A 13,726-nucleotide genomic window follows, 5' to 3' on the forward strand; every position below is an offset into this window, starting at 1 on the left:
CGTTCAGACGATCGAGCGACGCAGGACGGCATCGCGCAGGGCGCTGGCGGCATTGTCGGCGCCTCGTTTGAGAATGCTCTCGATCGCGCGGTCCAGCGGTTGGATATCGGTGGCGACGCGGCCCTCGCTGAGCAGCGCCACCCCGAGCAGGCGTTGATCGGCGAATCCGCACACCCCGCGTTCCCCGCCGCCGCGCACCTTCTCCGGCGGCAGCCGCACGGTATCCGGCCGCGCCGCGGCGATCAGCAGGAAACCACCGGTGGCGAATCCGGTCAGCGCCCCCAGCGACCACTCCTCGATGCGGCCCTCTTCGGTCGTCTTCACCCCGAAGCCGGTCTGGGTGCTCGCGGCCTCCTCGCTGGGTTTGTCATCGCGCGCGGGCCCCGGCCACAGTCCGCCGAAGGTCTCGTAGGTCATGATGTTCAACGCCTGCGTCGGGTCGGTTCCCCGCGTGATCACCACGAACTGCGCCTGCTCGAGCTTGCCCAGCTCCTTGTCCTGCGCCCGCTGCGCCCGGGTCAATTGCAGGGCCCGGCTCTGATTCTCCTTGTCTCCCAGAAACTTCCGACAGGTCTCCGCATCGGCCTGCCACTTGGCCACCCGCGCCTGCGCCAGCCGATGCAGCTTCCGGTAGGCCGCGATCACATCGGCGTCGGTGAACATCTGCTCGGAATCCCGAATGGCCTCCTCCACCACCACGGCGAGCAGTTTGTGCAACACCCCCGCCCCGCCGGTCGGCGGATCCACCCGCCCCGCGAGCGCTTTCGCCGCCGCGGAGAAATCCTTCTGCGGAACCTCCCGCGAGCCCTCGGGCGCGGACTTATCGATGAATACGAGCATGACGTCTCTCCAGCACACCGGTAGGTCGAACCCCCTCAGTGTGCGCCGCCCGGGAAGCCACCAGACCGGAAACCAACAACCAAGCGCCACAGTATGTTTCGCGAACAGACCATACGAACCGGTTCGCCCGCACCCGCACCTGTCGGTACCGCGTGGGATCCTCTCACCCATGGGGAGGAGACAGTGGATCCCGTGCACCTACATCATGGCCGACAGGCCACAGGGCATGCTGTACGTGGGCGCGACACGCAATCTCGTGGGGCGGATCTGGCAGCACAAGAACAATGTCGTCCCGAGCTACACCAGACGCCACGGCATTCACACGCTGGTCTGGTACGAGGCACACGCAACCTTGGAGAACGCCCTACTCCGCGAACGACGGCTGAAGGGGTACAGCCGCCCTCGCAAGATCGCGTTGATCGAGGCATCCAACCCGGACTGGGACGATCTGTACCGATCGCTGCTGTAGCGGATTCACAACGGCGCGAACCCCCCGGACGTCCGCTACCGAGCCCCTGCCCGTGAGCGGACGTCCGGATCGCTGGAGGCCTACTCCGCGTACGCTTCCAGCGGCGGGCATGAGCACACCAGGTTGCGGTCGCCGAAGGCGCCATCGATGCGGCGGACCGCGGGCCAGACCTTGGCGCGGGCGGCGTGGACGCCCTGGGGGTAGACGGCCGTTTCGCGGGAGTAGGGGTAGTCCCACTCTCCGACCAGTGCGGCGGCGGTGTGGGGAGCCCCACGCAGCGGGCTGTTCTCCACCGGCCACGCGCCCTCGGTTACCTGATCGATCTCCGCCTTGATCGCGATCATCGCGTCGATGAAAGCGTCCAGTTCTTCGAGGTTTTCGCTTTCGGTGGGCTCGACCATGAGGGTGCCCGCTACGGGGAAACTCATGGTGGGAGCGTGGAAGCCGTAGTCGGCCAGCCGCTTCGCCACATCGTCGACCGTGACGCCGGTGCGCTTGGTGATCTCGCGCAGGTCCAGGATGCACTCGTGGGCGACCATGCCGTTCTCGCCGGTGTAGAGCACCGGGAAGTGCGGATCCAGCCGCCGCGCAATGTAATTGGCCGACGCGATGGCGGTCAGGGTGGCGCGGCGCAGGCCGTCGGCGCCCATCATGCGGATGTAGGCCCAGGTGATCGGGAGGATCGAGGCCGAACCGTAGAGCGCGGCGGAGACCGCGTGCGAGCCGGATTCGAGCGGATCGCCGGGCAGGTACTTCGCCAGATGTTCGCGCACCGCCACCGGGCCCACGCCGGGACCGCCGCCGCCGTGCGGGATGCAGAAGGTCTTGTGCAGGTTCAGATGCGAGACGTCGCCGCCGAAGCGGCCTGGACGGGCAAGTCCCACAAGGGCATTGAGGTTCGCGCCGTCGACGTACACCTGACCGCCCGCGTCGTGCACCAGCGCGCACAGTTCGGCGACCTCGTGCTCGTACACGCCGTGCGTGGACGGGTAGGTGATCATGATGCAGGCCAGCCGATCGGCGTGGTCGGCGATCTTGGCGCGCAGATCGTCCAGATCGACGTCACCGTTGTCACGGCACTTCACGACCTCCACGCGCAGCCCGGCCATGGCCGCCGAGGCCGCGTTGGTGCCGTGCGCGCTCGACGGGATCAGGCACGTATCCCGGTGGGTGTCACCGCGATCGAGGTGGTAACGCCGAATGGCCAGCAGTCCGGCGTACTCGCCCTGGCTGCCCGCGTTGGGCTGCAGGCTGACCCGGTCGTAGCCGGTGACCGCCGAGAGCCAGCCCTCCAGATCCTCGATCACCCGCAGCATGCCGGGCACGTCCTCGACCGGCGCGTACGGATGCAGCCGGGAGAAGCCGGGCCAGGTGATGGGTTCCATCTCCGCGGTGGCGTTGAGCTTCATGGTGCAGGAGCCGAGCGGAATCATGCTGCGGTCCAAGGCGATATCCTTGTCCGACAGGCGGCGCAGATACCGCAGCATGGCGGTTTCGGTGTGGTAGCTGGTGAACGCCGGGTGGGTCAGATACTTCGAGGTGCGAGTCTCGATCGAGGGCAGCTCACCCTCGCCCGCGACACCGTCGGCGCCGAAGCTCTCCAGCACGATCGCGACATGCGCGTCGGTGGTCGCCTCATCGCAGGCGACGGCGACGTGATCGGCGTCGGCCAGGCGCAGATTGATCCCGCGCCCCTTGGCCTTGGCCACCACGGCCTCCGCCCCGCCGGGCACATGCACCAGCACGGTGTCGAAGAACCGTTCGTGCACAACGGCTTCGCCGAGTCCGGCCGCCAGTCGCGCGGCCAGCCCGTGCACCCGGCGCGCGATCGCGCGCAGTCCGTCGGCCCCGTGATAGCTGGCGTACATGGCGGCCACGATGGCCAGCAGCACCTGCGCGGTGCAGATATTGGAGGTCGCCTTCTCGCGGCGGATGTGCTGCTCACGGGTCTGCAGCGCCAGGCGGTAGGCCCGGTTGCCGTCGGCGTCGACCGAGACGCCGACCAGACGGCCCGGCAGCTGCCGCGCGTGGGCGTTGCGCACCGCGAGATAGCCCGCGTGCGGGCCGCCGAAGCCCAGCGGCACGCCGAAACGCTGCGTGGTGCCGAAACAGACATCCGCGCCCTGCTCGCCGGGCGAGGTGATCAGCGTCAGCGCCAGCAGATCCGCGCCCGCGGCGACCAGCGCGCCGCGCTCGTGCGCGGCGGCGATCAGCGCGGTCCAGTCGACGATGCGGCCCGAGGCGCCCGGGGCTTGGACCAGCACGCCGAAGAAATCGCCCTCGGGCAGCACGCCGGAACTCAGGTCCGCCTCGACGATCTCGATGCCCAGCGGCTCGGCCCGGGTGAACAGCACCGTGCGGGTCTGCGGGAACAGATCGGTGTCGATGAGCAGTCGGGCGGACTTGCTGACGCGGTTGGCGCGCTGCAGCAGCGTCATGGCCTCAGCGGCCGCGGTGGCCTCGTCGAGCATGGACGCGTTGGCGACCTCCATGCCGGTCAGATCCGACACCATGGTCTGGAAGTTCAGCAGCGCCTCGAGCCGGCCCTGGCTGATCTCGGGCTGATACGGGGTGTAGGCGGTGTACCAGGCCGGATTTTCCAGCAGGCTGCGCACCAGCACCGGCGGGGTCAGCGTGTCGTAGTAGCCGAGGCCGATCATCGAGGTGGCCACGGTATTCGAATGCGCCAGGGCGGCAAGTTCGTTCAGTGCCTCGTGCTCGGAGGCCGGGGCGGGCAGCACGCTCAGATCGTTGCCGGCGGGGTCGTCGAGGATGCTCGCCGGGACCGCGCGGGCGGCCAGCTCGTCCAGCGAGCCGATGCCCAGGGTGCGGAGGATGTGATCGACGGCAGCGGAATCGGGTCCGATGTGACGATCGGCAAAGGAACGGGTCACGGCAGCTCCCAGGAGGGTCGGGTCGGGCCCTCCCCCTCTGTCGTGGCGCCTGAGAGATTCAGGGCCCCGGACTCGGGCTCCCTTTTCCCCATGGGCGGGTGGTCTGCATTGTGTGCAGCCACCTCTTTCCAGAGGCGTCGAGTGTCCGTACGGTCCCTGGTGCCTGAGAGATTGACGGGGAGGTGCTGCTCCTTCGGCGTCCGGTTACCCGGAACTCTCCCGCACGGCGGCGACGCAACCGCCAGTCTAAGCAATGGAAGGTGAACAGCGTATTACCGACCCGGTCTAACCCGTCTTGCTCATGCGCGCCTTGCGCCGGAACGCCAGTTCGTCCTCCGGGCGGTCGCTCGAGGATTGGACCTCGGCGCGTTCGGCCGGGAAGTTGGCGATCGCACCGGTCAGCTCGCGCATGGCCCCGCTCACGGCGATGCCGAAGACGCCCTGTCCGCCCTGCAGTAAATCGACGACCTCTTCCGGGGAGGTGCATTCGTAGACGGTGGCGCCGTCGGAGAACAGGGTGATGCCCGCGAGATCTTCCACGCCGCGGCTGCGTAGGTGGTCGACGGCGATGCGGATGTTCTGTAGCGAGATGCCCGCGTCGAGCAGCCGCTTGACGATCTTGAGGACCAGGATGTCCTTGAACGAATACAGTCGCTGGCTGCCCGAACCCGAGGCGCTGCGGATCGAGGGCACGACCAGACCCGTCCGGGCCCAGTAGTCGAGCTGGCGGTAGGTGATGCCCGCCACCTGGCACGCGCTCGGGACCCGGTAGCCCACCAGTTCGTCGGGGACCGTGTCATCGGGGAACAGCCCTGGCTGCACCACACCCTGCTGCGGTTGATCTGCCACGAACAACTCCCCTCACTGCTTCGCCGAAGTAGAACAACGGCCTAACTATCGAGGCTACTCCCTCGATTGTCTCGGCTCGATCGGCCTCGGATCAAACTCCGCGAGCGGCGTGTTTTTCAACCTCAACGTGAGGTTGAAGGGTGAATCCGTACCAAAAGGACTCTAACTGTCGGTGGCCTTGAAATCGTCCGGCGACACCGACTCGAGAAATTCCTTGAACTTCTCCACCTCGTCCTCGCGCTCGTCGGGCATGACGAGCCCGGCCTCCTCGAGGACCGGCTCCTCCGCGTAGATCGGGCAACCCACCCGCAAGGCGATGGCAACCGAATCCGAGGGACGCGCGGAGATGCGTAAGTCGTTCTCGAAGACCAGATCGGCGTAGAAGGTGCCCTCCTGCAGGTCCACGATCCGGACCTCCTTGAGGGTATGGCCCAACTCGTGCACGAGGATCTTGATCAGATCGTGGGTCAGCGGCCGGATCGGCGTGACGCCCTCCTGCTCGAGGACGATCGCCGTCGCCTCCGCCTGCCCGATCCAAATGGGTAGGTACCGATCCCCATCAACCTCGCGGAGCAGCAGCACAGGCTGGTTCTGGGGCTGCTCGACACGAATGCCGATCACACGCATCTCACTCATGACTCCACCTCGCTGGCGCTCGCTCGCTGGCGCTCGACGGCCGTATCACCGAGTCTAGGCGAAGATTTCAGCCACCGAGGGCAGCGCGCACCGAGGTCTTCACCAGACTGGTATGCAATGTCAACGACAGCGCCGCGAGCTCGCGGACCGTCTCTTCCGCCCGGGCGCGCGCGTCGGCGTCGCGCCCCTTGGCGATCGGCGCGGCGATCTGGGCGACCATGGCGGCCTCCCGATCGGCGGCGAGTTTGAAGGCGCGCAGATGCCTTGCCTCCAAACCGAATTCGCTCATCGCCTTGGCCGTACGGGCCAGGATCACCGCCTCGGCGTCGAAGAATCCCGCGGCGCCCGGGGTGATCAGATTGGCTCGGATCAGTTCGGTGAGAAATTTCTCATCGATACCGGCCTGTTCGAGCAGATCCGTTCGCGTGACCCGGATTTCGTGATCGAATCGCAGCTCGTCCGGCGAGATCTCACCCGGTACCACGCCGAGCCTCCGCGGTGGGTTCAGACCATTGGCCGCGGTGACGGAGTCGGGCGCACGCCCCGCTCCGGCCGCGTCGACGCCGTCGGCCCGGGCGCGCGCCTCGCGCACCCCGAGCGTCGCGGCGCCGCTGTCGATCGCCTCCAACTGCTCCTTGATCACCTTCAACGGCAGGTACTGGTCGCGCTGAGCGGTCAGGACGAATTTCAACCGCTCGACGTCGGCCACCGAGAACCTGCGATAGCCCGAGGGCGTGCGCTCCGGGCTGATCAGCCCCTCGGATTCGAGGAAGCGGATCTTGGAAATGGTGATATCCGGAAAGTCCGGACGCAGCAGGTCCAGCACGGAGCCGATCGACATACCTCCGCGGGTCCACTGCGCTGCGCCTGTCATCTACGATCCCGGCCGGTTAGAGCGCGCCCGCCGCATCGCTCTGGGCGGGCCGCGGGCCGGTCAGGAAGACCAGCCGGAACTTGCCGATCTGCACCTCGTCACCGTTCTGCAGCTCCGAGGAGTCCACCGGCTCCCGGTTCACATAGGTGCCGTTCAAGCTGCCCACATCGACGACCTGGAAGGTGTCGTCGTCCTGACGGAACTCCGCGTGACGACGCGAGACCGTGACATCGTCGAGAAAAATGTCGCTGTCGGGGTGACGCCCCGCAGAGGTGGTGGGCTGATCCAACAGGAACCGCGAGCCCGCGTTCGGACCCCGCTTGACCACCAGCAGGGCAGCACCCGGAGGCAGACCCTCGACCCCTTGGACCGGCTGTTCGCCGGTCGCTTCCCCGGAGCGCGACGCGTCGACCTCGTTGAGGAAGTCAGCGCGGAACACCGATGTCGTCTCGGCCGCGCTCTCCCCGTACCCCGGGTCTTTGTTCTCGCTCACCCTTGCTCTCCTCCTCGAACCGATTATCCGTACAAGCTTGTCGAAGCCGTCACCCAACGCGACCGGCTGTCGCGCCCTTGGAAATTCCGGCACCGGCCGCCGGCACATCTGTTGGCATTGACCGTACCCTGCCAGGGCGATCCCGTGCAGGTAGAACTGTGAAGGCGGCTTCAGCCCCCGATAACTCCTTGATAACCTGCGGCATCGAGCAGTTCACCGAGGGTCGCGTCGAGCGTTGCGGCGTCGTCCACCTTCAGCTCGAACATCCATCCGTCGCCGTAGGGATCGGTGTTCAACGTCTCCGGCTCGGAATCCAGAAGATCGTTCACCGCAACGACTTTCGCGCTCAGCGGCGCGTAGATGTCGGAGACGCTCTTGGTGGATTCCACCTCCGCGATGCCCTCCTCGGCCTTGACATCCGCATCGACCGCGGGCAACTGCACGAACACCACGTCACCGAGCTGTGACTGAGCGTAGTCGGTGATGCCGACACGCACACGAGTCGGATCGATCCGGCGCACCCATTCGTGCTGCTCGGTGTAGCGCAGATCCTCGGGAATGGAGGTCACTGGTGCAGTCCTTTCACAGGGCTCGTACTCACTCGCGTCGTGCTCACCTTATCGGCTCCCGGCTGCCGTGCGGCACAGCCGGTATCGCTCGGGCCACGGCCAGCGCCTTACCGAGGTAGAGCACACCGGTCCAGACGTAGGCGGCCGTACCCCAGATCATCAGCGCCCAGCCGAAGGCATGACCGAAACCCGCTGCGGCCCAATCCATCTCACCCGCCAGCAGCCACGGCAGCGCCGACATCAGCGCGAAGGTGGCGGCCTTGCCGAGATAGATCACATCCGGCGGCGGCAGCTCGCGGCGGCGGTAGATCACCAGCGTTGCGGTCAGGATCGCCTCGCGCACGAGCAGAATCGCCACCACCTGCCAGGGCAGGATGCCGCGCAGCAGCAGGGCCAGGATGGTGGCGATCAGATACAGCCGGTCCACGAACGGATCCAGCAGCGCGCCCAGCCGCGAGGACTGATCCAGCAGCCGAGCCAGCTTGCCGTCCAGGAAGTCGGTCACGCCGCTGACGATCAGCAAGGTGAACGCCCAGCCATCGGCCCGCTCGACCAGCAGCAACCACAGCAGCACCGGCACCCCGATCAACCGCAGCACACTCAGCGCGTTGGGCACGGTGAGGATGCGGTCGCTGCCGGGATCGTCCGGGTCCGAGGCGGGTTCGGTGGTCACAGCCTGTTGCATACCCGAATCCCGTCGACACCGCCATTCGGGCACGCCGCGCGGGGTGGCGGCGGGAGGATGAGAATCGGGATCCACGCGGACTTTCCCGTCGTCACAGCGAAGTGACAGAATGAGTCGCAAATCGTTTCATTTGTGCGGTGCAGAGAGGATGGCCATGCCCGACTTCGACTACGACGTGGTGGTGATCGGCTCCGGTTTCGGAGGGAGCGTGAGCGCACTGCGGCTGACCGAGAAGGGTTACCGGGTGGCCGTGCTCGAATCCGGTCGCCGCTGGCCCGCGGAGGCCATTCCCAAGACGAATTGGAATGTGCGCAAGTCGATCTGGGCGCCGCGACTGGGGCTGACCGGCCCGCAGCGGATCAGCGTGCTGGGCAAATGCGCGGTGTTCTCCGCGTCCGGGGTCGGCGGCGGATCGCTGATCTACGGCAATACCCTCTACGAACCGCTGCCCAACTTCTATCGCGACAAGCAGTGGGCGCACATCACCGACTGGCAGAGCGAACTCGCGCCCTACTACGACCAGGCCAAGCGCATGCTGGGCGTGGCGCCGAATCCGCGCATGACACCCGCCGACGAGGTGATCCGCTCGATCGCCGAGGACATGGGCGTGGCCGACACCTTCCACCCGACCAATGTCGGCGTCTTCTTCAACGAGGACGATCCGGGCGTCGAGGTCGACGATCCCTATTTCGGCGGCGTCGGCCCGCGCCGCAGTGGCTGCATCCACTGCGCGCGCTGCTTCACCGGCTGTCCGCACAACGCCAAGAACACCACACCCACGAACTATCTGTATCTGGCCGAGCAGGCCGGGGCCAAGGTGTTCGAACTCACCACCGCCACCCGGGTGCGGCCGATGGTCAAGGGCGGCTACGCCATCGAGACCGCGCGTTCGGATCGCTGGATCCGCAAGCAGCGCAGAACCTTCACCGCCGAGCAGGTGGTATTCGCCGCGGCCGCGCTGGGCACGCAGAAGCTGCTGCACAAGATGCGCGACGAGCGGGTGCTGCCGAATCTGTCGCCGCGCCTGGGCGAGCTGACCCGCAGTAATTCCGAGGCCATTCTCAATGTGGTCAGCCGCGCCCGCGACGATTTCGCCGAGGGCATCGCGATCACCTCCTCGATCCATCCCGAACCCGACACCCATATCGAGGTGTGCCACTACGGAAAGGGGCAGAACGCGCTGTTCCCGCTGTCGGCGCCGATCGTGGACGGCGGGGCGTTCCGGTTCCTGCGCTTCCTGCTGGCGATGTTCGCCCATCCGATGGTGTTCCTGCGCAGCCTCAATGCCCGTCGGGCGTCGGAGAAGTCGGTGATCCTGCTGGTGATGCAGTCGCTGGACAACTCGCTGACCTCGTTCCGGCGCTGGGGCCAGCTCAAGACCCGCCAGGGCACCGGCGAGCCCAATCCGACCTGGATTCCACTGGCGCACGAGGTCGGTCGCCGCTTCGGGGAGAAGGTCGACGGCGATGTGCAGGGTCTGGTGATGGACGTGTTCAATATCCCGGCGACCGCGCACTACATCGGCGGCTGCGTGATCGGCGAGGATCCGCAGAGCGGCGTGGTGGATCCGTATCAGCGCGTATTCGGCCATCCCGGTCTGCATATCGCGGACGGTTCGTGCGTGACCGCCAATCTCGGGGTCAATCCCTCGCTCACCATCACCGCCCAGGCCGAGCGCGCAATGGCCTTCTGGCCCAACAACGGCGAGGCCGACACCCGTCCGGAGCTCGGCGGCGGCTACCGCCGCATCCAGCCGGTGCGCCCGCACTTCCCGACGGTCCCGGATGCCGCCTTCGGCGCATTGCGCCTGCCCATCAGCCCGGTGGAGGGACGCCACGCCGCCCGACCGCTGAGCTCGACCACGCCCGAATAGACCGATAGCGCGGCGATACCCGCTCGAACCGGCGCGCCCACTTATGCTTTCGAGTACGAGTGTCGACGCAGAAGGGCGGGTCCGCATGCTGGTGCGAGTGCAGAACGCTGCGGGCACCCTGGCCGAGCGGGTGCTGATCGACTGGCTGCGCACCTGGAAGGGGCCCGGGGATCCGCACGGCGTGGCGACGGTGAATTCCAGTCTGTTCCACGCCGATCGGCTGCATCAGTTCGACGCGGTGGTGTGGACGCCGGGCAGCTGCGTGATCATCGAGACCGAGGCGCTGGTGGAGCGGGTGAGCGGTGAGCTCGAGGTGCCGCTCAACGGGCCGTGGCGGGTCGGCGGTCAGATGGTCACCCTCGAGGGCGCCGATCGCCGCACGCCGCTGGACAAATCGCGCGAGCACACCTTCGCGCTGCAGAGCTGGCTGGCCGAGCGCGGTCTCGGCCAACGGGTCGTCCACGGTGTGGTGCTCGTGGTCCCGCCGCACGGGGCGAATCTGCGGATCCGCCAGCTGTGGAACGATCCCAGCTTCCAGGTGCTGCTGGGTGATGATCAGCGCAAACTGGCCGACTATCTGAATACGCTGGCCTCCCAGGGCCGGGCGCAGTGGACGGTCAACGATGTGGCCATGGCGTTTCGCGGTCTGGGCATCCTGCCGTATCTGCCCTCACCGCAGGATCTGGTCGCCGAGGGCTTCGGCGGTCCGGTCGACACCACGCTGTGGTTCGGCGGTCCGCAGCAGGCGCAGGCCGAGGCGTTCCTCGAACAGCAGGCCCTCGCCGCACAATCCTCGGCGGGCCCGCTCGCTTTCCGCGCGCCCTGGTACAGCCCGTGGGAGCTGTATCCGAAGGAGTCCGAACACATCGATATGGGCCGGGCGTTCCTGCGCATCACCATGGCCCTGGGCATGCTCATCGCGGCGGCGTGGGTGCTGTGGTTCGTGATCTCGGTGCTGCTGACCTACGCGCCCTGAGCGCGCACAGTCCCGCGTACAGCGCGGTCACCGCCGCGATCGCCGCGCCCGTACCGCCGAGCACATCGGTCGGATAGTGATATCCGAGCCCGATCATGCCCACCGCTATTCCGGCCAGGACCACCGCCGCCACCACGATCGTCACGACGCGGGTGCGCGTCCGCTCGGCCACGAGCACGAAAGCCGTTGCCACGGAGACGAATTGGACAGTGTGCCCGCTCGGATACGCCAGGTAGTCGTGTAAGTGCCGATGCCACAGAGGCTTCAGCGCCACCGCGTTGACCGCCACCACCAACTCCGGTGCCACGAGCAGGAATCCGACGATCCACCACTGCCGCCGCCCGGCGTACCAGACGGCACCGATGACCAGCAGCGGCAGCACGATGTACCCGTTGCTGGGAATCACCAGCGCCTCGAATACGCCCGGATGCGTGCCCAGCGCACGATCGATCCCGTCCCCGATCCACCGATCGAAGCCGGTCGGCCCGCCGTCGTTCGGAATCACCGCGCCGATCGCGATGGTCGTGATCGTCGCGACGACCACCGCGACCAGCAACCACAACTCCCTACTCCCCCTGATGCGAGCTCGGATCGTCGAGCATGGCCGCGTGCAGCATCGCCTCGGGTACGCCCAGGGCCTCGACCAGGGTCGGTGCGTGCGGGCGCAGGCGGTCGACCAGTTCGTTCACGCCGCGGCGGACGGATTTCGCGCGGTCCACGGACATGAAGCGGTGCATGATGAACCACGCCTGGTTCTGTTCGATGGTCGAGTAGACGAACAGATCGCAGACGCTGTCGGCCAATTCGCGGGCCTCGGGATCGTCGATTCCGGCGATGCCCTCGATGAACGCCTCCAGGATCAGCCGCTCGATATGGGCCTCGCCCGCCAGCAGGATGTGGTCCTGCGCGTTGTTGAACGCCTCGAACGGATTGGTGTCCTGGGCCCGGGCGCGCAGCCGGTGCGCGGCCGTGCGGACCAGATAGTCCTCGCGGTCGGCGAACAGCTGCAGTTGCACCGAGCGGCGGGCCAGATCGCCGTCGTCCACGCCGTTGTCGGACAGATCGCGCAGCCGCTGGATCAGCTGGCGCACACCGGAACTCTCGCGCACCACGTCGCGGGCCATGGTCGCGGCGAACCGCACCCAGCCCAGCGCGTCCAGATCGCGCACCTCATCGGCGTAGGAGGTCAGCAGTTCCTTGGCCACCAGCTGGGTCAGCACCAGATTGTCACCCTCGAAGGTGGTGAACACATCGGTATCGGCCTTCAGCGTCACCAGCCGGTTCTCGGTGAGATAGCCCGCGCCGCCGCACGCTTCGCGACATTCCTGGATGGCGATGGTGGCGTGCCGGGTCTGCGCGGCCTTCAGGCCCGCCGCCCGCTTCTCCAGCGCCCGCTGCGCGGTCGGATCCAGATCCTGTCCGGTCTGGATGACATGCATGCGCCGCACCAGATCGTTCTGCGCGAACGCCAGCGCGAACGAACGCGCCACCAGCGGCAGTAGGCGACGCTGATGGCTGCGGTAGTCCAACAGCACCGTCTCCTCGCCGGTCTCGGGGTCCTTGAACTGCCGCCGCTTCTCGGCGTAGCGCAGCGCGATACTCAACGCCACCCGCGCACCGGCCGCGGCCGCGCCGCCGACGCTGACCCGCCCGCGCACCAGCGTGCCCAGGGTGGTGAAGAAGCGTCGGCTCTGATTCTCGATCTCCGAGCTGTAGGTGCCGTCGGGTTCCACGTCGGCGTAGCGGTTGAGCAGGTTCTCGCGCGGAATTCGCACGTGGTCGAACAGGATTCGGCCGTTGTCCACACCGGCCAGCCCACCCTTGAGCCCGCAGTCGGAGGTGGTGACCCCGGGCAGATCGTTACCCTCCTCGTCGCGGATCGGGACCAGGAAGCAATGCACGCCCCGACCTTCGCCATCGGTGATCAGCTGCGCGAACACCGCGGCCATGCGGGCGTGTTCGGCCGCACCGCCGATGTAGTCCTTGCGCGCGGACGCGGTCGGGCTGTGCACCACGAATTCTCGCGTCGCGGGATCGTAGGTCGCGGTGGTCTCCAGATTCGCGACATCGCTGCCGTGCCCGGATTCGGTCATCGCGAAGCAGCCGAGCAGATCCAGCGACAGCAGCTGCTTGACCACATCGTCGTGGCGCTCGGTGCCCAGATTCTCCACCGCGCCGCCGAACAGACCCCACTGCACGCCGGATTTCACCCACAGCGACAGATCCGCGTAGGCCAGCATCTCCAAGCCGGTGACCGCCGCGCCGGGCTCGCCGGTGCCGCCGTGCTCGAGCCGGAAACCCTTTTCGGCGAGGCCGAATTCGGTGACCAGCCGCATCTGGTCGAGCACCCGCGCCCGCGCGCCCTTGTAGTCCAGATAGGGATCGGCGAACAGGCGGTCGTCGCACAGTTGCCGACGCGCCTGCTCGCGAACCTCCCGCCACGGCCCGTCGAGTGCCGCGCGTAGATGATCCGCCGAGGTCTTGGATTCGGTCGCCATAACTCGACCCTAACGGCGTGACCGGCGCCCGCCCTCGTGATCGGCCTCACGTGTCGTGCGAGCCGAGGCT

General features: G+C 67.2%; 12 protein-coding genes, 1 pseudogene and 1 riboswitch. Of the genes and pseudogenes, 3 read left to right on the top strand and 10 right to left on the bottom strand.

Features of this window, described 5'->3' with window-relative positions; all coding sequences use genetic code 11:
• Positions 1-3: 3 nt before the first annotated feature.
• Positions 4-840, bottom strand: coding sequence for a hypothetical protein (locus NP4_RS41260; RefSeq protein ID WP_068005208.1), 837 nt, complete (start codon positions 838-840; stop codon positions 4-6).
• A gap of 169 nt (positions 841-1,009) precedes the next feature.
• Here NP4_RS41260 and NP4_RS30145 point away from each other — a divergent pair, with 169 nt between their 5' ends.
• Positions 1,010-1,309: a GIY-YIG nuclease family protein gene (locus NP4_RS30145; protein WP_068005209.1), complete on the top strand. Its 300-nt coding sequence runs from the start codon at positions 1,010-1,012 to the stop codon at positions 1,307-1,309.
• 80 nt (positions 1,310-1,389) lie between these two features.
• Here NP4_RS30145 and gcvP read toward each other — a convergent pair whose 3' ends face one another.
• The 7 genes and pseudogenes from gcvP to NP4_RS30180 form a co-directional block, all read right to left on the bottom strand.
• The gene (gene gcvP, locus NP4_RS30150) at positions 1,390-4,203 is read right to left on the bottom strand and encodes an aminomethyl-transferring glycine dehydrogenase (protein ID WP_082876343.1); all 2,814 of its coding nucleotides are present in this window, start codon (positions 4,201-4,203) and stop codon (positions 1,390-1,392) included.
• A gap of 140 nt (positions 4,204-4,343) precedes the next feature.
• A riboswitch (glycine riboswitch) is annotated at positions 4,344-4,435 on the bottom strand.
• 53 nt (positions 4,436-4,488) lie between these two features.
• A pseudogene (locus NP4_RS30155) lies at positions 4,489-5,031 on the bottom strand (MerR family transcriptional regulator); the annotation flags it as partial.
• A gap of 183 nt (positions 5,032-5,214) precedes the next feature.
• Positions 5,215-5,688, bottom strand: coding sequence for a bifunctional nuclease family protein (locus NP4_RS30160; protein ID WP_062503553.1), 474 nt, complete (start codon positions 5,686-5,688; stop codon positions 5,215-5,217).
• Between the two features lie 67 nt (positions 5,689-5,755).
• Entirely contained in the window at positions 5,756-6,529 is a 774-nt protein-coding gene (gene ftsR / locus NP4_RS30165) for a transcriptional regulator FtsR (RefSeq protein ID WP_114755492.1), read from the bottom strand.
• A gap of 49 nt (positions 6,530-6,578) precedes the next feature.
• Positions 6,579-7,055 (bottom strand): oxoglutarate dehydrogenase inhibitor Odhl, encoded by a 477-nt coding sequence (gene odhI, locus NP4_RS30170; protein WP_062503557.1) that lies wholly within the window; start codon positions 7,053-7,055, stop codon positions 6,579-6,581.
• Positions 7,056-7,225: 170 nt separating this feature from the next.
• On the bottom strand, positions 7,226-7,624 hold the full coding sequence (gcvH, locus tag NP4_RS30175) for a glycine cleavage system protein GcvH (RefSeq protein WP_068005212.1): 399 nt from the start codon (positions 7,622-7,624) through the stop codon (positions 7,226-7,228).
• 43 nt (positions 7,625-7,667) lie between these two features.
• Positions 7,668-8,309 (bottom strand): CDP-alcohol phosphatidyltransferase family protein, encoded by a 642-nt coding sequence (locus NP4_RS30180; protein ID WP_068005214.1) that lies wholly within the window; start codon positions 8,307-8,309, stop codon positions 7,668-7,670.
• A gap of 154 nt (positions 8,310-8,463) precedes the next feature.
• On the opposite strand from NP4_RS30180, the gene NP4_RS30185 reads away from it, so the two are divergent.
• Both NP4_RS30185 and NP4_RS30190 read left to right on the top strand, forming a co-directional pair.
• The gene (locus NP4_RS30185; protein WP_068005315.1) at positions 8,464-10,182 is read left to right on the top strand and encodes a GMC oxidoreductase; all 1,719 of its coding nucleotides are present in this window, start codon (positions 8,464-8,466) and stop codon (positions 10,180-10,182) included.
• An 85-nt stretch (positions 10,183-10,267) separates the two neighbouring features.
• Positions 10,268-11,158: a nuclease-related domain-containing protein gene (locus tag NP4_RS30190; RefSeq protein ID WP_068005216.1), complete on the top strand. Its 891-nt coding sequence runs from the start codon at positions 10,268-10,270 to the stop codon at positions 11,156-11,158.
• On the opposite strand, the gene NP4_RS30195 is transcribed toward NP4_RS30190, so the two are convergent.
• Positions 11,097-11,720, bottom strand: coding sequence for a phosphatase PAP2 family protein (locus NP4_RS30195; protein ID WP_068005217.1), 624 nt, complete (start codon positions 11,718-11,720; stop codon positions 11,097-11,099). The two genes, NP4_RS30190 and NP4_RS30195, sit on opposite strands and share 62 nt — an antisense overlap.
• Before the next feature lie 4 nt (positions 11,721-11,724).
• A complete protein-coding gene (locus NP4_RS30200) occupies positions 11,725-13,656 on the bottom strand; it encodes an acyl-CoA dehydrogenase family protein (RefSeq protein WP_068005219.1) in 1,932 nt (643 codons plus the stop codon).
• Positions 13,657-13,726 lie beyond the last annotated feature (70 nt).

It is taken from the genome of Nocardia pseudobrasiliensis NBRC 108224 (genome assembly GCF_001613105.1).
In the GTDB taxonomy this organism is placed as follows: Bacteria; Actinomycetota; Actinomycetes; order Mycobacteriales; family Mycobacteriaceae; genus Nocardia; species Nocardia pseudobrasiliensis.

Excerpts from the sequence above, each read along its gene's own strand:
- NP4_RS41260 (WP_068005208.1), bottom strand. The coding sequence starts at position 840 with ATGCTCGTATTCATCGATAAGTCCGCGCCCGAGGGCTCGCGGGAGGTT.
- NP4_RS30145 (WP_068005209.1), top strand. The coding sequence starts at position 1,010 with ATGGGGAGGAGACAGTGGATCCCGTGCACCTACATCATGGCCGACAGG.
- NP4_RS30160 (WP_062503553.1), bottom strand. The coding sequence starts at position 5,688 with ATGAGTGAGATGCGTGTGATCGGCATTCGTGTCGAGCAGCCCCAGAAC.
- ftsR (WP_114755492.1), bottom strand. The coding sequence starts at position 6,529 with ATGTCGATCGGCTCCGTGCTGGACCTGCTGCGTCCGGACTTTCCGGAT.
- NP4_RS30180 (WP_068005214.1), bottom strand. The coding sequence starts at position 8,309 with ATGCAACAGGCTGTGACCACCGAACCCGCCTCGGACCCGGACGATCCC.
- NP4_RS30185 (WP_068005315.1), top strand. The coding sequence starts at position 8,464 with ATGCCCGACTTCGACTACGACGTGGTGGTGATCGGCTCCGGTTTCGGA.
- NP4_RS30190 (WP_068005216.1), top strand. The coding sequence starts at position 10,268 with ATGCTGGTGCGAGTGCAGAACGCTGCGGGCACCCTGGCCGAGCGGGTG.
- NP4_RS30200 (WP_068005219.1), bottom strand. The coding sequence starts at position 13,656 with ATGGCGACCGAATCCAAGACCTCGGCGGATCATCTACGCGCGGCACTC.